This is a genomic window from Pseudomonas sp. NyZ480 (assembly GCF_029537255.1).
Classification (GTDB): Bacteria; Pseudomonadota; Gammaproteobacteria; order Pseudomonadales; family Pseudomonadaceae; genus Aquipseudomonas; species Aquipseudomonas taiwanensis.
Window position 1 is genome coordinate 4,494,111 of the sequence record NZ_CP120626.1, and the last position, 22,842, is coordinate 4,516,952.

Here is a 22,842-nt window from a genome sequence, read left to right on the forward strand (position 1 = left end):
AGCAGTAAGGGAATGATGTGAAGCGAAGCAGTACGCTGTCACCGCTGTTAACAGGCGCCTTTGGGCTCCTGGCCCTGTGTATCACTCCAGCAGCCTGGTCGGCCGACGATATCGACCCGCAGCTGCGCAGCATCGGGCCGTCGCGTCTGCGCGACGCCCCCGAAGCCATACCTGCTCGCCCGCCTTCCGGGCAGGCCGAAGCCGACGGCGACCGCCTGGGCATGGCTGAAGCCGTGCTGCTCGCGGCGCAGTGGCACCCGAGCATCGCCGAGGCCGTCGGTAACCTGTACAAGCAAGGCGAAGGCATCAACGTGGCCCGCGCCGGTTACTACCCGCAGGTCACCGGGGGTATACGCGCAGGGTATGACACCGGGTATGGCAACGACCGGGGCAGCCAGGCGCTGAACCTGTCGCTGAAACAGATGCTCTACGACTTCGGCAAGGTCGACAGTGCAGTGAACGCGGCAAAAGCCGCGGCAGCACGGGCACAAGCCAATATCTTGCTGGTGGTGGACGAACTGGCCCGCGACACCGCCTACGCCTGGATCGAAACCCGTCGCTACGAGCAGTTGATGGCCATTGCCCGCGATCAGATCCGTGGCATCGGCGCCATTGTCGGCCTGGCACGCCAACGCAGCGACATGGGCGCGAGCACCCGGTCCGACGTGGTCCAGGCCGAGTCCCGGGAAGAAGGAGCACGCGCGACCTTGGAGGAGTACCAGTCGCAATACCAACGCTGGCGCTCGACACTTGCCGCGCTGCTCGGGCGCATGTCCCCGCCGGCGCTTGCCGAAGCGCCTCCGGCCGAACTGAACCAGGCCTGCAAACGGCCAGAGCAGGGCGACGACCGCCTGCCCGCCGTGCTCATGGCGCTAGCCCTGCGCGCGCAGTCCCAGGCCGAGCTGGCGCAAGCCAAGGCCGAGGCCTATCCGACCCTGTCGCTGCAACCGCAGGTCAACCATTACCTGGACAACGAGTACGACCGCGACAACTCCCGCCTCGACCGCACGCAGGCCGGGATCTACCTGAACCTTGAGGTGCCGATCTACCAGGGCGGGGCCATCAGCGCCCGCACCCGAGCTGCCGGCCATGCCCTGACTGCGGCCGATTCGGCGGAAGATGCTGCCCGCCTGCAGGCCCGTCGCGGGCTGGCCGAAGCCAAGGCGCAGACCTCTGGATTGGGGCGGCGACTCAGCTCGCTCGAAGCACGCCAGACCAGCATTCAGGAAGCCCGCGAGCTGTACGGTCGCCAGTACCTGGACCTGGGTACACGGCCCTTGCTCGACCTGCTCAATGCCGAGCAGGAGATCTACCAGTCACGCTTCGACCTCGCTGGCACACGCGCCGACCTGCTGCGCCTGGATGTTGATTGCCTGTACAACAGTGGCGCCCTGCGCACAGCCTTCGGGCTGGAAGGGCGCAACCTGCAAGGGGTGCAGATCGAGCCATGAATGAAACCATCAACCTTGCCCAGCCCGCGCAGGCCACCGTCCAGACCGGGCATCCGGACCTGGGGCCGTGGCTCGAAGCCATGCTGCAGGTGGCGCACCACTACCGTCTTGATGTCTCACCCCAGCGCATACACCTGGCCGCTGTGGAAGATGCCCGGCCGCTGGACGAAATCCTACGTCACATGGCCCGCCAGGCGGGGCTTACCCTGCGCTTCACCCATTTCGATGGCAAAGGCCTACGGCAATGGCGCACGCCCTTGGTGCTGGAGCTGGACGACGGCCAGCTGGCCGTGGTCGAGTCGGTGACCCAGGACGACGAACTGGCGGTGGTCTTCGCCGGCGACCAGGGCCTGGCCTCGCGGGTATCGCAGGGCACGCTGGACGGGCGGATATCCCGTGTCGCATTGCTCCGCCCCGCTCGCCCCCTGCGCGACGTTCGCACCGACGACTACACCGCGCCTTACGACCGCCACTGGTTCGCCCGCATCGTGCTGCGCGACCTGCGCCCCTATGGCCAGGTCATGGTCGCCTCATTGGTAGCCAACGTGCTGGCCTTGGCTGGCGTATTGTTTTCCATGCAGGTGTACGACCGGGTGATCCCTGCCGAGTCATTGCCGACGCTGTACGTGCTGTTCGCGGGGGTGGTGCTGGCGCTGGTGTTCGACCTGAGCATGCGCTTGCTCAGGCTCAAGGTGACCGACCTGCTGGGCAAGCGCGCCGACCTGCGGGTCAGCGACCTGGTTTATGGCCATGCCCTGCGCCTGCGCAACTCGGCGCGGCCCAAGTCCACCGGCTCGTTCATCTCGCAGTTGCGCGAGCTCGAGCAGATTCGCGACCTGATCACCTCCAGCACCGCCTCGGTGCTGGCCGACCTGCCCTTCTTCCTGCTGTTCCTGTTGGTGTTCTGGCTGATCGGCGGGGTCCTGGTGCTGATTCCCCTCGTCGCGCTGCTGGCCATGCTGCTGCCTGGCCTGCTGGCGCAGCGGCGCCTGGCCGCATTGGCCAATGCCTCGATGCGCGAGTCGGCGCTGCGCAACGCCATGCTGGTGGAAAGCATCCAGGGCCTGGACGAGATCAAGGCCCTGCAGGCAGAGGCGCGCTTCGAACGCCAGTGGAATCAGTACAACACCGCTTGTGCCCACAGCAACCTGCGCCTGCGCACCTTGACCAACGGCCTGGTGACCTGGACCCAGAATGTCCAGGGTGCAGTGTTCGCCGTGGTCATCGTCATCGGCGCCCCCATGGTGATCGCGGGCGACCTTACCACTGGTAGCCTGGTGGCGGCTTCGATGCTGTCATCGCGCATGATGGCGCCACTGGCCCAGTTGACCCATGTATTGACCCGCTGGCAGCAGGCCAAGGTGGCCCTCAAGGGCCTGGACAATCTCATGCAGTCGCCGGTGGACCATGCCGAAGGCGAGGCGCGCGTCCACCTGCCGGCACTGCGTGGGGAATACCGGGTGCGCCAGGCGATCTTCCGCTACAGCCCCGAGGCGGCACCGGCGCTGACCATCGGCCAGCTGGACATCCAGCCCGGCGAACGCATCGCCCTGCTGGGGCGCAACGGTTCAGGGAAATCCACCTTGCTCCAGGCCTTGGGCGGCGCCATGGACCTGATGCAAGGCGAGCTCAACCTCGACGGTATTGCTCTGGCCCACCTGGATCCAGCCGACCTGCGCCGCGACGTAGGCTTGCTGCCCCAGTACTCGCGGCTATTTCATGGCACCCTGCGGGAAAACCTCACCCTGGGCGCGGGACAAGCCAGTGACCAGGAACTGGTGGCCGCGCTGTCCGCCACCGGCGCGCTGGACTTCGTCCGCCGACTGCCCAAGGGCATGGACCATTTGATCCTTGAGGGCGGCCAAGGGCTGTCCGGTGGCCAGCGCCAGGCCCTGGTGCTGTCTCGTCTGCTGGTACGCCAGCCACAGGTGCTGCTGCTCGACGAACCCACCGCCTCGCTGGACGACATCAGCGAACGCCACCTGCTCGATAGCCTCGACCGCTTCTGCCAGGGCCGTACCCTGGTGATCGCCACCCACCGCCTGAACGTGCTGCAGCGGGTCGATCGGATCATCGTGCTCGACGGCGGTCGCATCGTCATCGACGACAAACGCGACGCCGCCCTGGCCAAGCTCAAAGGAGGCCAGGCATGAGCAGCCATGAACTTCCCTCGTCCTACCTGGATGGCGAGGACGACCGCGCCGTGCTGCGCGCCGGTCGCCTGATCACCCTGTGCGCGCTGATGCTGGCGGGCTTTCTGGGGTGGGCGGCGTGGTTCGAGGTGGTGGAAGTGTCCACCGGCACTGGCAAGGTGATTCCCAGCTCACGGGAGCAGGTGATCCAGTCCTTCGAAGGGGGCATCGTCACCACCATGAATGTGGCCGAGGGCGACCTGGTCGAGCGCGGCCAGGTGCTTGCCCAGTTGGACCCGACCAAGACCGCCTCCAGCGTGGGCGAAAGCGAGGCCAAGTACCGCGCGGCCACCGCCAGCGTCGCCCGGTTGCGAGCCGAGGTGACCGGCAAGCCGCTAGCCTTTCCCGACAGCCTGCGAGCGTCCCCCGACCTGATCGACGCCGAGACCGCGCTGTACCAAACCCGCCGCCAGGGCCTGGAGCAGACCCTGGCCGGCATCGAGGACTCTTTGCGGCTGGTACGCAGCGAACTGCAGATCACCGAGAACCTGGCGAAGATGGGCGCTTCGAGCCGGGTCGAAGTGATCCGCCTGAACCGTCAACGCTCGGAACTGGAACTCAAGGCCAACGAAGCACGCTCCGACTACCTGGTACGCGCCCGTGAGGAGCTGGCCAAGGCCAGCGCCGAGGCCGACAGCCTGGCCGAGGTGATCCGTGGGCGCAGCGACTCGCTGACGCGCCTGACCCTGCGTTCCCCAGTGCGGGGCATCGTCAAGGACATCGAGGTCAACACCTTGGGGGGCGTGGTACAGCCGGGCGGCCAAGTGATGAAGATCGTGCCGATGGACGAGCGGCTGCTGATCGAAACCCGCATCGCCCCCAGGGACATCGCATTCATCCACCCCGAGCAGGCCGCCAAGGTCAAGATCAGTGCCTACGATTACTCGGTGTACGGCGGCCTGGACGGCAAGGTGGTGGGGATTTCGCCCGACACCTTGCAGGATGAAGTGAAACCGGAGATCTACTACTACCGAGTGTTCATCCGCACCGAACAGGACAGCCTGCAGAACAAGGCCGGCAAGCGCTTCGCGATCGTGCCGGGGATGATCGCCACGGTGGATATCCGTACGGGCGAGAAGACCATCCTCGATTACCTGATCAAGCCACTGAACAGGGCGCGTGAGGCGTTGCGGGAGCGTTAAGGTCTGTCGATGTTTTTTTGGAAGGAGTGAGATCGAGCGTCGCGCGGTCCGCGCTCGATTCACCGCAGAAAATCCAGAATCGTACACCCCCACCCTCCCCCAACCTAAAGCCAGGCGATAACACGCCGATAACCCGGCATCCCCTCTCTGAACGAAGGTCACCATGGCCACGCAAAACGCCCGCGCGGACGCGTTGTCCCTGCTGCTGTTCACCCTGCGCAGCGGCAAGCTGATGGCAATCAACCTGCTCAAGGTCAGCGAAATCATCCCCTGCCCGCCCCTGACTCGGTTGCCTGAATCGCACCCCCACGTCAAAGGTGTGGCCACCCTGCGCGGCAACTCGCTGTCGGTGATCGACCTGTCCCGTGCCATCGGCGAGCGGCCGTTGGCCGACCCGGACGGCGGCTGCCTGATCGTCACCGAGATCAGCCGCTCGCGCCAGGGCCTTCATGTACAGGCGGTCAGCCGCATCGTTCATTGCCTGAGCACCGATATCAAGCCGCCGCCCTATGGCTCGGGCAATCGCTCGTTCATCACCGGCGTGACCCGGGTCGACAACACGTTGGTACAGGTGTTGGACATCGAGAAAGTCATCCACGGCATCGCCCCGCCCGAACCTGAGGCACGCCCGGGCGAGGTGAGCGAGCAAGATGCCAGTCTGCTGGCCGCGGCCAATATCCTAGTGGTGGACGACAGCCAGGTAGCGCTGCAGCAATCGGTGCATACCCTGCGCAACCTCGGCATCGAGTGCCACACGGCCCGCAGCGCCAAGGACGCCATCAATGTCCTGCTGGAACTGCAAGGCACCGCCCAGGAAATCAACATCATCGTCTCCGACATCGAGATGTCCGAGATGGACGGCTACGCCTTTACCCGGACCCTGCGCGAAACCCCGGACTTCCAGCACCTGTACATCCTCCTGCACACCTCGCTGGACAGTGCCATGAGCAGTGAAAAGGCCAGGCTGGCCGGAGCCAATGCCATCCTCACCAAGTTCTCCTCGCCAGAGCTTACCGATTGTCTGGTGGTGGCGGCGCGGGCGGTGGCGCACACCGAGCACTGATATATTCAGCGACAATCTCCCCGGCTTGCCGCCGGGGACGTGTAAGGCATAATCACGCCCCTCGGATGTTTCTTGCCGGTATTGCGTATGAAGTTTTTCAGCTCGCTCCTTATCTCCTGCACCCTGTTCAGCGGTGCAGCCCAGGCCTCCAGCAGCCAGGCCTGGAACGAACAGCGCCAGCAGATGCTCAAGGCTTGTCTGGCCGCCAGCCAGTTCAAGGATGCCCACGCCCGCGGCAAGCCTGCGGAGTTCGATGATCAGGTCGGTTTCAGCGCCCTGCTGATCGAAGGTGTCTATCCGCAGAAACACATGCAGCAACGCACAGGCACCGAGTTGTGCCTGTACGACCGCCAGCATCAACGAGCCTTCGTCAGCGAATGGAGCCCGGGAGCTCAGTGAACGACCGTCTGCGTTTTGCCTGTACTGGCTGTGGCAAGTGCTGCACCGGCCACCATGTCCCCCTGACACTGGATGAAACCCGCCAGTGGGCAGCGTCCGGCGGCCAGGTCATCATCTTGATCGAAGGCTTCGTGGCCGACGGCCCTGGCATGCCCATCGAGCAGCGCGAGCACGTGCTGCGCCGCTCCCTGGCGGTGCCCTGCGGCAGCGGCGAGGCACGGGTATCGGTGACCTTCGCGGCGTTCAACCCAGGCCGCTGCCGGAATCTGGACGATAACGACCTGTGCACCATTTATGAGTCGCGCCCGCTGGTGTGCCGCATTTACCCGGTGGAGATCAACCCGCACATCCCCCTGCGCCCCGAAAGCAAGGACTGTCCGCCCGAAGCATGGGAACAGGGGCCCACGCTGATTCATGGCACGCTACCGGTCGACCCGCAACTGGTGGCACTGGTGGAGGCTTCACGCCAGGCCGACCGCGACGACATCGCCGCCAAGGTTGCCCTGTGCCAGGCGCTGGGCATCACCACCAGTGCACTCAAGGGCCGTGGTTTCACGGCTTACTTGCCGAACATGGACGCCTTCGCCACAGCCCTTCGACAGGAATTTCCTGCTGTGCAGACCGCCTGGACCCTCCATGTACCTGATGCCGAACTGGCGGTCGCCCTAGGCGACCTGGGTCTGCAAACCACCGCTGAAACATCGGACTATTACGCCTACATCGGATTCTGATTCAGCGCTTGCCCTGCATGGGTAAACAATCCGTTTACCCACCCCGCCCGATGTCATCCCCTTCCTACACCTCGTGTCGCCCTGCGTCCTACATACCCAGGAAGCGTTTTCCCGTAACGTTCTAATCCATCACAACGGCTTCAGATATTGCGCCCGACACGGCCAACTCGACTTAGCAGTCAACTGCGCAAGAAGTTGCGCACTCAAATGTGAATAAGCCTGTGCATACATTCCTGTAGGCCTTAAGAAATATGGCGTACAGGCAACTGCGCAACTTTTTGCACACCACTGCGCAAGAAGTTGCGCACTTTTCTGGTATTTCGTTGCACAAAAGCCCCTCATTGAAACGACTTAACCTTTAGAGCCCGCGATATATAAGGACTCGCCTGGAATTGGCACGTTTTCTGTATTAACCAGACATGGGAAAGCGGAAATTTCCCAGTCGATATCGACTTATCCACAGCAAGGAGAGCAGCACCATGGCAACACCCGCGTACATGTCCGTCACCGGCGAAAAACAAGGCCTGATCACCGCTGGCGCGTTCACCGCCGATTCGGTGGGCAACACCTACCAGGAAGGCCACGAAGACCAGGTGATGGTCCAGGGCTTCGACCACCAGGTGATCATCCCCCGTGATCCGCAGTCCGGCCAACCGACCGGCCAGCGCGTGCACAAGCCGGTGAAGATCACCAAGGTCTTCGACAAGGCCTCGCCACTGCTGCTGGCGGCCCTGACCTCCGGTGAGCGCATGACCAAGGTCGAGATCAAGTGGTACCGCACCTCGGCGGCCGGCACCCAGGAGCACTACTACACCACCGTCCTGGAAGACGCGATCATCGTCGACATGAAGGACTACATGCACAACTGCCAGGACCCGGCCAACGCCCACTTCACCCACCTGGAAGACGTGTACTTCACCTACCGCAAGATCACCTGGACCCACGAGGTCTCCGGGACTTCCGGTTCCGACGACTGGCGCGTTCCGGTCGCAGGCTAAACCTGGATCACACCGCTGCCTGCCGCGTTCGCGCGGCGGGCTGCGGTCGTTTTCACTACGTTTTCCTAAAGGAGGACAGGGATGTTTGCCGCCGCGAACCAGACCCATTTCAGCTTGCACATCGACGGCCTGGAGCACGATTTCCAGGTCCTCGCCTTCAACGGCACGGAAGCCATCAGCCACCCCTATGCCATTGACCTCGAGCTGGTGAGCGAACGCCCTTCGCTGGACCTGGAACGCCTGCTGCACAAACCCGCTTTCCTCCAGCTCGGCGATGCCGGCCGTGGCCTGCACGGCCTGATCTATCGCGCCGCCCAGGGCGAGTCGGGCAAGCGCCTGACCCGCTACCAGGTCACCCTGCGCCCGCAGCTGGCGTACCTGGACCACCGCATCAACCAGCGCATGTTCCAGCACAAGACCGTGCCGCAGATCATCGCCCTGGTCCTGGAGGAGCATGGCATCCTCGCCAATGCCTACCAGTTCCAGTTGGGCGCGCAGTACCCGCAACGCGAATACTGCGTGCAGTACGACGAGTCCAACCTGCACTTCATCCAGCGCTTGTGCGAAGACGAAGGCATCCACTATCACTTTCGTCACCGCGCCGACGGCCACCTGCTGGTGTTCGGCGACGACCAGACGGTGTTTCCCAAACTGGCCCCGGTCAGCTTCCAGCACGACGCCGGGCTGGTCGCCGACACGCCGATGATCAAGGGCTTCGCCCTGCGCCTGGAAACCCGCACCAGCAGCGTCACGCGCCGCGACTACGACTTCAAGAAGCCGCTGATCCAGCTCGAAGGCGAGGCCGTCAGCCACGCCGAGCCGGACCTTGAAGACTACGACTACCCCGGCCGCTTCCTCGACCGCGCCCGTGGCAAGCACCTGGCCACCCGCGCCCTGGAGCGCCACCGCAGCGACTTCCGCCTGGCCGAGGGCCGCAGTGACCAACCGCTGCTGGCCAGCGGGCACTTCCTGGCCCTGGCCAGCCACCCCAACGCGGCCTGGAACGACCTCTGGCTGCTGCTCGCCGTGCACCACCAAGGCCGCCAGCCGCAGGTGCTGGAAGAAGTCATCACCAGCGACATCGACGCGAAGTACGACGGTTTCCAGCAGGGTTACCGCAACACCTTCACCGCCACGCCGTGGGACGCCCCGTACCGCCCGCCGCTGCGCCACCCCAAGCCCCGGGTGCTGGGCAACCAGCGCGCCGTGGTCAGCGGCCCGGCCGGCGAAGAGATCTACTGCGACGAATACGGCCGCATCAAGGTGCAGTTCTTCTGGGACCGCGAAGGCCAGGCCGACGACAAGTCCAGCGTGTGGCTGCGCGTCGCCTCCGGCTGGGCCGGCCAGGGCATCGCCGGCCTGCAGTTGCCCCGCGTGGGCATGGAAGTGCTGGTCAGCTTCCTTGAAGGCGACCCCGACCAGCCGCTGGTGACCGGCTGCCTGTACCACGGCGTGAACATGCCGCACTACAAGCTGCCCGACCTCAAGACCCTGGCCACGATCAAGAGCAAGGAATACAAGGGCAGCCGCGGCAACGAACTGCGCATCGACGACACCACCGGTGAAATCAGCATCGCCCTGCGCAGCGACCACGGCGCCAGTGCGCTGAACCTCGGCTACCTGACCCACCCCCGGCCGAGCGGCGGCGCCCCGCGCGGTGAAGGTTTCGAGTTGCGCACCGACCGCCACGGCGCCGTGCGCGCCGCTGGTGGCCTGCTGATCACCACCGAGCCCCGGCCGAACGAAGCCAGGCACCACAAGGACCTGCCCGAGACGGCCGAGCGCCTGGCCACCGCCAGCGAGCAGCAGGACAGCCTGGCTGAACTGGCCAAGCAGATGCAGGCACAGGAGCCAGGCGATCAGGACGAGGTGGCCAAGCGACTGCACGAGCAGCATCAGGGCATTCTCGGCAGCGGCCCCGGCGACCTCAGCAAGAACGAGTTCGCCGAATTCACCCAGCCGCACCTGGTGCTCGCCAGCCCTGCTGGCATCGCCCTGACCACCCCCGGCCCGAACCACATCACCAGCGGCAGCCACCTGGCCCTGAGCAGCACCGGGCATACCAGCCTGTCGATCGGCAAACGCCTGCTGGCCAGTGCCAGCCAGGGCATGCGCCTGTTCGTGCAGAGCCTGGGCTGGAAGGTGGTCAGCGCCTCCGGCGATATCGACATGCGAGCCCTTAAGGACAGCATCAACCTGCTGGCCAAGCTGGATATCACCGCCAATGCCGACCGCATCATCCTCAAGGCCAAGACCGAGCTGGTGGTGCAAGGCGGCGGCAGCGCAACGACCTACAACGCCAGTGGCATCACCCACGTCACCAGCGGCAACTACACCGCCCACGCGGCGCAGTTCGCCCACATTGGCGCGGCGAGCATGGCCGGCACCTTCCCCGAACCACCGAAGCCAGGCAAGGGCGCACTGGAGCTGTTCAACCTGTACGCCAATGCCAAAGGCATCAAGGCCGGGGATTACGAAGTCACCGATGCCCTGGGCAAGGTGTTCAAGGGCAGCCTCGACGGGCAGGGTTTCAACGCCGTGTCCGGCGCCGCGCCGGGGCCGGCCTGGGTCAAGTTCGGCGACGACACCAACGCACCCTGGACCCCCTCCAGCTATGTCGGCGTGATCAACTGGCCGCTGCAGCTGCCGGACGCGCCCAGCATGCCAACCCTCGTGGAATACCTAGCAGACAACGTGCCCTTGGCCGCGGATGGCGAGGGCGGGCTGTTTGCCAAGGCCAAGCAACTGACCAGCAGCGGCATGAGCCTGCTCAAGAGCGGCCAGGACGCTCTGCAAAGCACGCAACAGGTGCAAGGCGCGCTCGCCAACCGGCCCTCTCTTCCAGCACTGCCCGAGTTCAAGGCCCTGAGCCCGAGCGCCGTTACCGACCTTCTGCCTGGTGAACTGATTTCATGACCGATATCCCCGAAAAACAACGCCCGGCCCAGGCAGCGGTCGTTCCCCTGGACCAGATCGGCGTCGAGGACGTCAGCCGTGGTGCCGCCGTGTTCGACGCCTGGCTACGCGACATCAGCCATGGCTACGTCAACCTCGAACGGCTCAAGGACGCCGCCGAGATGTTGCCGGTCATTGGCAACATCATGGCCCTGGTCGATGCCGTGGGCGACATCGTCAACCTGGCGACTGCCGACCAACCGGACCCATGGGACTGGCTCAGCCTGGGCGTCAACCTGATCGGCGTGGTGCCAGCGCCACCCACCATGGCCTATGCCCGCAAAAGCCTGCGGCCGATGCTGGTGCTTGCCCGCCAGGAAGCCAAGCAGGTGCTCGGCGACTCGCTGATCGAGATTCTGGTCGGCCACCTCAACGCCACGATCATTGGCGAGCTGGACACGTTCCTGGGCGATGCCGAAGCCCACCTCACCGAGGTGATGACCGAAGCGGCCAAGACCGGTGAGAAGCTGGTCAACAACACCGCTGATGCCATTGACGCGATCATCCTTGGCAAGCTCGACAGCCAGGGCGACTTGAAAACGGCTGCCACGCAGTTGCAGAAAGTCAGCGAGACCATGACGTCAGACCCGCAGGTCTCCCTCGAAAACGCCTTCGGAGCCCTGAGCAATGCCTACTCGGCAATGAGCAAGGGCGCGGCCAACATGGTCATGGGTAATGTCGTGCCCACCCGTGTGCAGCAGGCAGTGCTCGGCTACACCGCGCAGTTCCGCAGCCTGGGCGCGCAGATGAGCAAGCAGATGCTCAACCTCACCAGTCTGGCCAACCCCAACTCCATCGCCAGCATGCGCCTGATCCTGCACAAGAGCAGCACGATCTGGCACGCGCGCAACCCCAAGGCAGTGGCCGGCAACGTCAAGGAAGGCAGCACCTCACAAGCCAGGCATCAGAAAGGTGATGGCCTGCTCGAAGCCACGGCCAACCAGGGCCCGGCCAAGGGTGCCGCCAACGACAAGAAGAACGTCGTCTGCACCAGCACCTGCAACCGCATCAACTTCGCCGTGGGCAGCGAGTCGTTGCACCACACCGACTTCAGCCTGTCCGGCCCGTTCCCGGTCACGTGGACTCGCACCTACAACTCACGCCTCGACAAGCTGGACAACGGCATCCTCGGCGCCCGCTGGATCACCGAGTTCACCACCTGCATCGACGTGGTCGACAAAGGCCTGCTGTTCCACGACATGGACGGGCGCAGCCATGCCTTCGCGCTGCCGAAAAAGGGCAAGCCGCAGTATGACGTAGTCGAGTACTTCACCTGGGTGCGCACCGGTGAACAGCAACTGGTGCTGCTGCGCGGCCTGGGCCGCCGGGAAACCTATGCCCGTCACGGTGACCGCTTCTACCTGACCCATATCCAGCTGCGCAGTGGCGCGGGGGCGATGCTGCATTACGAGCATCGTCACCACGACCAGCCGGTGCTGTCGGACATCAACACCTATTTCGACAACGACCCGAACAAGGTCCACCTGCAACTGGGCACCCTGCTCGACGATCACGGCCACATTCAAGGCTTGTGGCAGGTGGTCGACGGCAAGCCGCTGCGTCAGCTGTGCGGGTATCACTACGATGGCCAGGGCGACCTGATCGGCGCCCAGGATGAAAACGGCGCCGCCTGGCACTACCGCTACCGCCATCACCTGATCACCCGTTACACCGATCGCACCGCGCGCGGCTTCAACCTGGAGTGGGACGGCAGCGGCCCCCATGCCAAGGCCATTCGCGAGTGGGCCGACGATGGCAGCTTCGAAACCCGACTGGCATGGGACACGCGCATCCGCCTGACCTACGTCACCGACGCCCAGGGTCAGGAAACCTGGCATTACTACGATGCCCAAGGCTACACCTACCGGATCAAGCACCCGGACGGCAACTCCGAATGGCTGTTCCGCGACGCACGCAAGAACGTCATCCGCCACGTCCATGCCGACGGCAGCCAGGACCGTTACGCCTACGATGAGCGCAGCAATCTGCTGCAGCACATCCGCCCCGATCACAGCGTCGAGCACTATGCCTACGACGACCACGACCAACTGATCAAGATTCGCGATGCCGAAGGCGGGCTGTGGCTGCGCGATTACGACGCGCGCGGCAACCTGGTCGAGACCACCGATCCGCTGGGCAACAAGACCGAGTTTGCCTATACCCCGGCGGGCTTGGTCAAGGCGATCAAGGACGCCAACGGCAACGAAAAGACACTCGCCTACAACGACGCAGGGCAATTGCTGGCGTACACCGACTGCTCAGGCAAGACCAGTGTTTGGGCCTACAACGCCTTCGGCCAGTTGATCGAGTTCGCCGATGCACTAGGCAACAAAACCGCCTATGAGTACAAGACCGGTCAGTTGGCCAAGGTCTCCCACCCTGACAACACCGAAGAGCGTTTCGACTACGACGCCGAAGGTCGCTTGCTGGCTCACTCCGATGGCCTTGATCGTTGCACCACCTGGTCCTACACCGCCGCCGGCCTGCTGGCTGAGCGCATCGACGCCAACGAGCACACCCTGCGCTACCGCTGGGACAAGCTCGGACGCCTGATCGGCCTGGAGAACGAAAACGAAAGCAAGGCGACGTTCTTCTACGATCCAGTAGGTCGTTTGCTCCAGGAAACCGGATTCGATGGTCTGGTGACCCGCTACCAATACGACCCGTATTCCGGTCGCCTGGCCTCCACCCAGGTCGGCCAACGCCGCCTCGACCTGCGCTTCGACCGCATGAACCGGCTGGTCGAACGCACCGCACGCCTGGGCGATCAGAGCCAGACCGAAACCTTCGCCTACGACGGCAACGGCAAGCTGATACAGGCCATCAACGCGGCCAGCAAGCTGCAGTGGTTCCACGACGCAGCCGGTAACCTGACCCGCGAGCACCAGCACTATCTGGCCACCGGCACGCCGATGGTCGCCGTGTGGCAGCACGAATACGACGCCCTCAACCAGCGCACCAGCACCCTCCGCCCGGACGGCCACAAAGTCAGCTGGCTCACCTACGGCAGCGGCCACCTGCTGGGCATGACCCTCGACCACCACGAAATGCTCGCCTACGAGCGCGACGACCTGCACCGTGAAGTGGTTCGGCATCAGGGCAACCAGCTGATGCAGACTCAGGCCTGGGACCCGGTCGGGCGTTTGCAGGAGCAGTGGCTCGGCAGCCACGACAGCCAATCCACGCTGCTCAAGCGCCAGTACCGCTACGACGCCGCCGGCCAGTTGACCAACATCCACGATACCCGTCGCGGCCCGCTGGAGTACCACTACGACCCGGTCGGTCGATTATTAAAAGCCACCAGCCGCCTCGGCGTCGAGACCTTCGCCTTCGACCCCGCCGGCAACCTGCTGGACCAGAAGACCCAGGAACTCAACCGCCCGCTGGAAGCCGACCCACGTCGCAACAAGCTGATGGACAACCTGCTGCGCGAGTACGCCGGCACCCACTACAAGTACGACGAACGCGGCAACTTGGTGCACCGCTTACAAAACGGCGCGCACGCCCACTTCACCTGGGACCTGTTCGACCGGTTGGCCAGCTACAGCGACGACAAGCTCAAGGTCGACTTCGCCTACGACGCCTTGGGTCGACGTCTGTACAAGAACTCGGTCGCACATTACTGGGATAGGCCGGAAGCGGGTACCGGCTGGAACCAGATGCAGCGAGCCAAGCGCCAACGTGAACTGGGTTGCGGATTCACCCTGTTCGGCTGGGACGGCGACACCCTGGCCTGGGAAAGCTCACCGCCAAGGGACGATGGCGATACCGGGCGTACCGTGCATTATCTGTATGAACCGGGCAGCTTCGTGCCGGTGGCCCAGGCCCTGCGCAAGCGCCCGATCGTGCTCCACAGGCAGCCGGATTGGCGTCAGCGGGAGTACGACTTCGAACAGGATCCGTTGTGGCAAACGACGATGCCGCCGCAGGCGTTCGATGCGATTGCCTGGTACCACTGCGATCACCTCGGCACGCCGATGGAGCTGACCGATCCGCACGGCAACGTTGCCTGGGCGGGGCAGTACAAGGCGTGGGGTGAGGTGCGGGAGGAGCGTTCGGAGTGGGCCAGGCAGCATGGACTGGGTAACCCGATCCGCTTCCAAGGGCAGTACCACGATCACGAGACGGGGCTGCACTACAACCGCTATCGGTACTATGATCAAAAAGCGGGGCATTTTATCACTCAGGATCCTATTAGCTATGTCGGCGGCTTAAATCTCTTTTTATATGCACCTAACCCAACTGGCTGGATTGACCCCCGAGGTCTAGCACGACATGACTCCAATGGAAAATATTGTCAAGAGCTCAAGCAAAAAATCGCGAACATCAAGTTATCAGTGGAAAAAAGATGGCACGAACTTGAAACTGACGAAATGCAACTTCCTGAGTATATTGGGCCTGGCGAACGCTTATATCAGACTAAGCGAGGCCACAGGAAGCTGATAAACAAAGAGGACAACAACCTTCGTAGATTAGAGCTGGAGCATGAGTTAAGCTGCTCGGCAAAATACGATACAAAAAAAATTTGCAAGTGCCCATAAAATGGCAAACAAGACTATGAACATGTTTTCCGAACTGTTATCAGCCTTACAAAAAGCTGACGGCAAAAAAATTAGAAAAGAAGTTGCCCAGCTTGCGGACAGGTACGAACAATTGTTATTCGAAATCGACGGAACCAGCGACGAATCTGTTGATTTTATGCTATCAATCTTTTCCGATGAGCGTTTGTTTAACAAACCAGGAATGGATATCTTCGTATTGAAGGCAGGAACCGAATTTTTCTGCATGACCGATGAGCAAAAGAGCAAGATATACAATGCATTACTTAACGCCTACCATAAATGTAGTAACTTAGACTATTGTTGGGCGACTGGTGATTTGATTGCTCGAAATTTCAATAGGAAATGTGCACTGCATTTTTTTTCTCAAACGTTCGTTTGCGCCACTAAAAATGGCAAGGAAGGTATAGCTCTCGGACTGGACGTTATTGCACGGCAAGAGGGGCGAAACCAGCAGGTGAAGGAAATTATCGCCCGGATTTTACGCTCTGGCTGAAAAGTGAGCGTCAACTAGGCTCTGCACGAGAAGAGATTTCGCAAGCACCGCATGGAACAAGCCAGCTAAACGACTGCTCAATTGCTTGGACAAACACGACCCCGCCGGCAACCTGTTGGACCAGGAATGCGGCAACCTGGTGCACCGCTTACAAAACGGCGCGCACGCCCACTTCACCTGGGACCTGTTCGACCGGTTGGCCAGCTACAGCGACGACAAGCTCAAGGTCGACTTCGCCTACGACGCCCTGGGTCGACGTCTGTACAAGAACTCGGTCGCGCATTACTGGGATAGGCCGGAAGCGGGTACCGGCTGGAACCAGATGCAACGGGCCAAGCGCCAACGTGAACTGGGTTGCGGATTCACCCTGTTCGGCTGGGACGGCGACACCCTGGCCTGGGAAAGCTCACCGCCAAGGGACGATGGCGATACCGGGCGTACGGTGCATTACCTGTATGAACCGGGCAGTTTCGTGCCGGTGGCCCAGGCCCTGCGCAAGCGCCCGATCGTGCTCCACAGGCAGCCGGATTGGCGTCAGCGGGAGTACGACTTCGATCAGGATCCGTTGTGGCAAACGACGATGCCGCCGCAGGCGTTCGATGCGATTGCCTGGTACCACTGTGACCACCTCGGCACGCCGATGGAGCTGACCGATCAGCACGGCAACGTTGCCTGGGCGGGGCAGTACAAGGCGTGGGGCGAGGTGCGGGAGGAGCGTTCGGAGTGGGCCAAGCAGGTCGGGATGAGTAACCCGATTCGCTTTCAGGGGCAGTATCACGATCATCAAACTGGGCTGCATTACAATCGACATAGATACTATGATCCCGATGTAGGGCGGTTTGTCAGCAAGGATCCGCTAAGCTACGGCGGAGGAGTAAATATTTTCCTTTACGTGGCTAACCCTACCGGAATGATTGACCCGCTGGGGCTTTGCAGTTCGAAGCTCAACAATGCATTAGGAGGGATTGCGGGCGACCACCTTCAAGCTCACCATATCGTTCCTGAACAGATTTGGAAAAACCACACATCATTCTTTGTCTCTATAGGCCTCGGCGGGGATGTGGACAAGAAACAGAATGGAGTTCTAATGCCGGATAGGGAGGGCAAAGCAAAACAAATGGGGCGCATGCTCTATCATTGCGGAAGCCATGCTAAGTACAGTGCGGGGGTTGATTTCGAGGTGTCTAGAATCTCGGCCGCTCATTCTGCGGGAATGATTAATAATTCTACTGCGCGGGATAAAATTGCGGCGCTACAAAATAGGAACAGGATGTTGCTACAAGCTCCCGGTGTTCCTGGTATTGCACCTAAACGCTTAGAATAAGGGGTAAAAATGAAATTCTACATGATGAGCCAGAAAAAAGACTCTGGTTGTCCTTTGGGGCTTCTTGATGCCACCTTGTACGACACGATTTATGAAAATTGGGGGGAGGTGGAATATGGCGCCTTCCCTTGGTACGCTAATTCAGCGAGGCACCACCCTCATGAAAAAATGCCTGAAGGCATGGTCCTAGTGGGAGCCGGGAAAAAGTACTGTTTTGGTGCGCGCCGACTAATTAACGATCTATACGCAATTAGTGATAGTTTTTATAATGCGTGTGAAAAGTCCGGGGTGGTTTTTCAGGATGTTGTTCGCGTTAGCTTTAAGGTAGGAGGAGGTAGAAGGGAAAACCCCGGTGCTTATCATGTGGCTGTTTTTAAGTCATACGCAATTGAAGAGGTTATAAAAGGTTCTTTAGGTTTGGTGCGCGACGAGTACAATATGGTGGAGTCATTTGGCAAGTTGGAGTTGAATGATGTTGGGAATGCTGTATTTAAGATATCTGGCCTTTCTCCTTATATAAATACTTTATTTTGCAGTGAAGAATTTAAAAATAAAGCCGAAGAGGTAAAAGTCTTGGGCGTCGATTTTTACCCCATTGAAGAGTGGGGGTCGGAGAAGATATATCCTTTGTAATTAAGTTTGCCTTGTTTTTAGGTCAGGATTGTAGGGCGCTCGGTGGGTACAGCTCGGTGGGGCGTCTGCTCAAAGTCATCAGCCGCCCCTACTTGGAAATTTTCGCCTTCGATTCAAATAGCAACCTTCGGGATCTGAGTCGATGGCAAGCCGCTTCGTCAGTTGTGCACTTACCATTACGACGGCCAGGGCGACCTGATCGGCGCCCGTGACGAAGATGGCGCCGCCTGCACAGTCGGTACCGCAATCATCGGATCACGCGGTCCAATGATCGCGTTGAGGGCGGCTTCATCTTGGAATGGGATGGCAGTGGTCCCCGTTCCAAGGCCAGCGCCGAATCGAGCTGCGTTTTGACCGCATGGGCCGCGTGGCCGCGCTCACCGCCCACCTGGCCGAGCAGAACCAGACCGAGACCTTCGCCTTCGACGCCACCGGCATCCATTACAAGTACGACGAACGCGGCAACCTGGTGCACCGCTTACAGAACGGCGCGCACGCCCACTTCACCTGGGACCTGTTCGACCGGTTGGCCAGCTACAGCGACGACAAGCTCAAGGTCGATTACAGCTACGACGCCCTGGGTCGGCGCTTGCACAAACATTCGGTGGCGCACTACTGGGATCGGCCGGAAGCGGGTACTGGCTGGAACGAGATGCAGCGCGTTAAACGCCAGCGCGAACTGAACTGTGGTTTCACCCTGTTCGGCTGGGACGGCGACACCCTGGCCTGGGAAAGCTCACCGCCAAGGGACGATGGCGATACCGGGCGCACGGTGCACTACCTGTATGAACCGGGCAGCTTCGTGCCGGTGGCCCAGGCCCTGCGCAAGCGCCCGATCGTGCTGCACAGGCAGCCGGATTGGCGTCAGCGCGAGTACGACTTCGATCAGGATCCGTTGTGGCAGACGACGATGCCACCGCAGGCGTTCGATGCGATTGCCTGGTACCACTGCGATCACCTCGGCACGCCGATGGAGCTGACCGATCCGCACGGCAACGTTGCGTGGGCGGGGCAGTACAAGGCGTGGGGTGAGGTGCGGGAGGAGCGTTCGGAGTGGGCCAAGCAGCATAGTCTGGGTAACCCGATCCGCTTCCAGGGGCAGTACCACGATCATGAGACAGGGCTGCATTACAACCGGTATCGCTACTATGATCCGAGTTCTGCGCGATTCATTGCTCAAGATCCTATCGGACTACTTGGTGACCATAATCTATATCGTTACACCGTAAACCCCACCGGCTGGGTCGACCCATATGGCCTAGCTCCAGAAGCTTTAGTAAGGTACAAGCCTAGAGATACAGTGGCCCCAGCCCAGGTGGCAGAAGTACTGCGATTAACCGAGCGTGGGGGAAGAACGTATTCTCGTGGCGATTGGCGGTGGGTCTAGAGATTGGAGCGCACAAGAAAGAGAGACTATTATGGGCGTTCGGAATAATGCTCAGTTGTCGTCGATAATGTCCGAGGCTGGATACACTGGGCATCACATTAATAGCGTAGAAGGTAATGGAAAATTAGGCGAGGATTGGAAAGGTGACCCGAGAAATATCGTATTTCTTCAGAATGGTAATCATCCGTCCGGTTTGGATGAACATTTGAATTCGCCCCAGGGGCATCGGGGGAACTACTCAAATCCTGGCAGTGGACGCTTGATTGATCGAATTAAAAGTGCCGAAAAATGCTCCTGTAGAGTTTGGTTGGGAGGTTGAGGGATGAGTGATTTAAAAAAAGCAATGAATGCTTTAAAAGAGGTTCACGCAAAATGCAGGGCGCCTGGTGAATTTATCAGCAAGAGAAGAAGTGGTGTCGAGTGGCCTGCAGAACTGCCGTCATCAGCAGAAGTTGCTTTGTTTTATAGTGAGAGCGAGCCTTTAGAGGTGAAATTCGAAACGGGTCTTACACCCTTAATTCTCTTTTCAGTCGAAAAACTACTTGGTGCGCAAGTAGGGTATCGCTGGGTTGGTCATGCAGGGCGAGTGACTAGAAATACAGCATGGCCAAGCAGTAACTTAGTAATCATGGATGACAGCGGAGGTGGAAAACCAATCATAGCTGCCTGTGGCGAAGTTAATACACCTGTTTTTGCCAGCTATGACGCTGTTGCTCCGTTTAAAATTGCTTCGTCGCTTGCCGACTTCCTGATGGCACTTGCAAATATGATTGATGTCATCTATCACGAATTCAATATATTTGATGTATTTGACGACGATGGGATGGTGGAACAATTCATGAGGCGCATGCAGGAGGACGTTGAACCGGTTCTGGGTATGGAGAATTTTGAACGTTTTATTGACTACTTTTATGGATAGTGAACGAGTCCCTTGAAAGTGGGGTGATTACTATTGGAAATATTGGCGATGAACATGATCTGGAAATTCCAGCGGGTGTTTACAAATTGATCTATGAACTCGGGCAAAAAAAGGCAACCATGGTGTCGCCTCAAAATGACGCTCAGACGCTGAAGGGGATTGTTGAAAAGGCAAGATTGCAACTAAGAATTACTTGACCTCGAGTTCACCCAGCCGCGCTCTTTACTCGTAGCCACGCCGACATCGCCCTGACCACCTTGGGCATGCGCTCTCTCGTGCAGGGCCTGGATTGGCGGTTGGTGGCGGGTGCCGGTGACATCCGCGTCACCCGGCAGAAGCTGCGGCGCAACCCCCGGGCCAACTTGGGCGCGGTGTTCCTGGAAATCCTCGAAGGCCACCTGCAGGCCAACCTTGGCGGCGAGCTGGAGCACTACGTCGACGGCGCCCTCGAGCAATTGCCTGCCATGCTCGAAGCCGCCGGCCAGACCGCCAGCCAACTGTTCGGTGGGCTGGCCGGGCTGCTCAAGGACGCCGCTAGCGGCAACCTCGACGCCGAGGTCAATCATGCCCGGGCCCGCCAGCAACTGGCCCAGGTGGCGCTGTACGACTCCATGTTTGAAGTCGACGCCTGGACCCTGGCCGCCGCGCCCCTCGCGCCAACGGATGGTCAAGTGGCGTTGGATAACTCGACCCAGGTAAAAGCTACATCTGCACGACGTGTAGGCGTTGACTCAAAAAATATGGAGCTAGTCGTTTTGGATAGAACTGAGGTGCATGTAAATGGGGGCGCCCAATCCCCCTACTGACAACGCCGCCAAAACTCATCCGCCAACCGCCGCAAGTCCTGCGCCAAATACGCCACATCACTGGCACGTGAGTGGCTATGCTGCCCCACCTCCACCGTCGCTTCACTGGCCAGACGAATACTGACGATATTGCGGTTTATGCTCTCGCTGACCTGGCTTTGTTGCTCCACCGCCGCGGCAATCTGCAAGCTCATCTCGTTGATCTGGTTGACCCGGGCGCTGATGCCATCCAGGGCGCTGCTGGCCAGTTGAGCCTGCTCGACGCTGTGTCCGGCATGCTCGCTGCTTTGCTGCATCACTTCTACCGCGGCGCGGGTGCCGTCCTGGAGGGCACCGATCATGCGCTGGATTTCATGGGTCGACTGCGCGGTGCGCTTGGCGAGGTTGCGTACTTCATCGGCCACAACGGCAAATCCCCGACCTTGCTCGCCGGCTCGGGCCGCCTCTATCGCCGCGTTCAATGCCAGCAAATTGGTCTGTTCGGCAATACCGCGGATGACATCGAGCACACCCGATATCTCGCTGCTGTGGGTTTCCAGCCGGTGAATCACCTGACTGGCCTCGGCCAACGCGCCGGCCAGACCCTGGATGGCGTTGCGGTTACGGTCCACCAACCGATGCCCGGCCTGGGTCTCGCCCTCGGCCTCATCCGCCGCCACCGCTGCCAACTGCGCGCTGCTCGCCACCTGGGCAACACTGGCGCTCATCTGGTGGATCGCCGTGGCTACCTGGTCGGCTTCGCCTTGCTGCTCGAGGCTATGGCTATGACTGGTGTGCAAGGCGTCGACCAAGGCGCCGGAATGGGCCGCCAGGCGTGTCGAGGTGTCGCCGATACGCCCCACCACCGCGCCCAGTTGGGCCTTGAGCATGCGCATGGCGAAAGCTACCTGGCCGATGTCATCACGTCGGCCGGTGTACAACTGCTGGCTCAAGGGGTTGTCGGCTATGGCCAGGGCCTGTGCGCGCAGGCGTTCGAACGGGCGTAGCAAGACGACGATCACCAGGCCGCTCAAGCCTGCAGCCAGCCCCAACTCCAGCAGTGCGGGCAAGCCGCCTATACCCAGGCCCCAATGGCCCAGCGCGGCCACCGACGCCAATACCGTGCCGACGCTGAGCATCAGCCGGCTGCGTAACCCCAGCACCGGTATGCGCTGGCGCCAACCGCCATGGCCCTGGCGCAACTGCGCATAGCAACGCTCAGCCGCCGCGACCAGCTCGGGGCTGGGCTTGGTCCGTACCGATTGGTACTCGATGGTCTGGCCGCCACTGCTGATCGGCGACACGAATGCACTGACCCAGTAATGATCGCCATTCTTGCAACGGTTCTTCACCAGCCCCATCCACGAACGCCCGCCCTTGAGCGTCTGCCACATCTGCTCGAAAGCCTGGGGCGGCATGTCCGGGTGGCGGACGATGTGGTGGGCATTGCCCAGCAACTCATCATGGGAGAACCCGCTGACCTTCACGAAATCCTGGTTCGCATAGGTGATACGGCTGTCCAGGTCAGTGGTGGAAAGAATGTTGGCATCGCCGGGGTAATCCACTTCGCGACCGGTAACAGGCAAATTGCACTTCATCGGAGGCACTCGTTGTTGTAGTTGGGAAGATCGGCAGGGCATTCGACTCTAGGGGTAAAAACCGGCGTTGAATTGATCCAGCGCAGGATATTGGCAATTGGCCACCAACGAGCCGAAACTGTCGGCGCTGTCAGCCAGGCGTCACGCTGCCGACCCGGTCAGGGGGCTATAAGCTTCACTACGGACACGTGTTTCCCACCCCTCTTGGCC

General features: G+C 61.1%; 16 protein-coding genes and 2 pseudogenes. 17 read left to right on the plus strand and 1 reads right to left on the minus strand.

Annotated elements, in window-relative coordinates:
- Nucleotides 1-17 precede the first annotated feature (17 nt).
- The 17 genes and pseudogenes from P3R38_RS20630 to P3R38_RS20710 all read left to right on the plus strand — a co-directional run bounded on the left by P3R38_RS20630 (nucleotide 18) and on the right by P3R38_RS20710 (nucleotide 21,055).
- Entirely contained in the window at nucleotides 18-1,451 is a 1,434-nt protein-coding gene (locus P3R38_RS20630; protein WP_023382264.1) for a TolC family outer membrane protein, read from the plus strand.
- The gene (locus P3R38_RS20635) at nucleotides 1,448-3,604 is read left to right on the plus strand and encodes a type I secretion system permease/ATPase (protein ID WP_023382265.1); all 2,157 of its coding nucleotides are present in this window, start codon (nucleotides 1,448-1,450) and stop codon (nucleotides 3,602-3,604) included. The genes P3R38_RS20630 and P3R38_RS20635 overlap by 4 nt, the downstream gene beginning before the upstream one ends.
- Nucleotides 3,601-4,785, plus strand: a complete 1,185-nt coding sequence (locus P3R38_RS20640; protein WP_023382266.1) for an HlyD family type I secretion periplasmic adaptor subunit — start codon at nucleotides 3,601-3,603, stop codon at nucleotides 4,783-4,785. Before P3R38_RS20635 ends, P3R38_RS20640 begins: the two co-directional genes overlap by 4 nt.
- Nucleotides 4,786-4,948: 163 nt before the next feature.
- Nucleotides 4,949-5,848 carry a chemotaxis protein gene (locus tag P3R38_RS20645; RefSeq protein WP_277686553.1) on the plus strand — a complete coding sequence of 300 codons (900 nt, stop codon included), beginning with the start codon at nucleotides 4,949-4,951 and terminating at the stop codon, nucleotides 5,846-5,848.
- Nucleotides 5,849-5,935: 87 nt separating this feature from the next.
- A complete protein-coding gene (locus P3R38_RS20650; protein ID WP_023382268.1) occupies nucleotides 5,936-6,247 on the plus strand; it encodes a hypothetical protein in 312 nt (103 codons plus the stop codon).
- Nucleotides 6,244-6,978, plus strand: coding sequence for a YkgJ family cysteine cluster protein (locus P3R38_RS20655; RefSeq protein WP_023382269.1), 735 nt, complete (start codon nucleotides 6,244-6,246; stop codon nucleotides 6,976-6,978). The genes P3R38_RS20650 and P3R38_RS20655 overlap by 4 nt, the downstream gene beginning before the upstream one ends.
- Before the next feature lie 479 nt (nucleotides 6,979-7,457).
- Nucleotides 7,458-7,976 carry an Hcp family type VI secretion system effector gene (locus tag P3R38_RS20660; RefSeq protein WP_023381485.1) on the plus strand — a complete coding sequence of 173 codons (519 nt, stop codon included), beginning with the start codon at nucleotides 7,458-7,460 and terminating at the stop codon, nucleotides 7,974-7,976.
- 81 nt (nucleotides 7,977-8,057) lie between these two features.
- A complete protein-coding gene (gene tssI, locus P3R38_RS20665) occupies nucleotides 8,058-10,892 on the plus strand; it encodes a type VI secretion system tip protein TssI/VgrG (RefSeq protein ID WP_277686555.1) in 2,835 nt (944 codons plus the stop codon).
- Nucleotides 10,889-15,472 (plus strand): RHS repeat-associated core domain-containing protein, encoded by a 4,584-nt coding sequence (locus P3R38_RS20670; RefSeq protein WP_277686556.1) that lies wholly within the window; start codon nucleotides 10,889-10,891, stop codon nucleotides 15,470-15,472. Before tssI ends, P3R38_RS20670 begins: the two co-directional genes overlap by 4 nt.
- A 22-nt stretch (nucleotides 15,473-15,494) precedes the next feature.
- Entirely contained in the window at nucleotides 15,495-15,986 is a 492-nt protein-coding gene (locus P3R38_RS20675; RefSeq protein WP_148299932.1) for a hypothetical protein, read from the plus strand.
- 130 nt (nucleotides 15,987-16,116) lie between these two features.
- Nucleotides 16,117-16,917 (plus strand): annotated as a pseudogene (locus P3R38_RS20680) (RHS repeat-associated core domain-containing protein); the annotation flags it as partial.
- A gap of 99 nt (nucleotides 16,918-17,016) precedes the next feature.
- Nucleotides 17,017-17,310, plus strand: a pseudogene (locus P3R38_RS20685) (AHH domain-containing protein); the annotation flags it as partial.
- 9 nt (nucleotides 17,311-17,319) lie between these two features.
- Nucleotides 17,320-17,943: a hypothetical protein gene (locus P3R38_RS20690; RefSeq protein WP_158664895.1), complete on the plus strand. Its 624-nt coding sequence runs from the start codon at nucleotides 17,320-17,322 to the stop codon at nucleotides 17,941-17,943.
- Between the two features lie 298 nt (nucleotides 17,944-18,241).
- The gene (locus P3R38_RS20695) at nucleotides 18,242-19,330 is read left to right on the plus strand and encodes an RHS repeat-associated core domain-containing protein (protein WP_347176207.1); all 1,089 of its coding nucleotides are present in this window, start codon (nucleotides 18,242-18,244) and stop codon (nucleotides 19,328-19,330) included.
- Nucleotides 19,331-19,652: 322 nt separating this feature from the next.
- Entirely contained in the window at nucleotides 19,653-20,249 is a 597-nt protein-coding gene (locus P3R38_RS20700) for a hypothetical protein (protein WP_277686557.1), read from the plus strand.
- A 23-nt stretch (nucleotides 20,250-20,272) separates the two neighbouring features.
- The gene (locus P3R38_RS20705; protein WP_158664894.1) at nucleotides 20,273-20,446 is read left to right on the plus strand and encodes a hypothetical protein; all 174 of its coding nucleotides are present in this window, start codon (nucleotides 20,273-20,275) and stop codon (nucleotides 20,444-20,446) included.
- 66 nt (nucleotides 20,447-20,512) lie between these two features.
- Entirely contained in the window at nucleotides 20,513-21,055 is a 543-nt protein-coding gene (locus P3R38_RS20710; protein ID WP_148299934.1) for a hypothetical protein, read from the plus strand.
- On the opposite strand, the gene P3R38_RS20715 is transcribed toward P3R38_RS20710, so the two are convergent.
- Nucleotides 21,049-22,632, minus strand: coding sequence for a PAS domain-containing methyl-accepting chemotaxis protein (locus P3R38_RS20715; protein ID WP_277686559.1), 1,584 nt, complete (start codon nucleotides 22,630-22,632; stop codon nucleotides 21,049-21,051). The two genes, P3R38_RS20710 and P3R38_RS20715, sit on opposite strands and share 7 nt — an antisense overlap.
- Nucleotides 22,633-22,842: the final 210 nt, after the last annotated feature.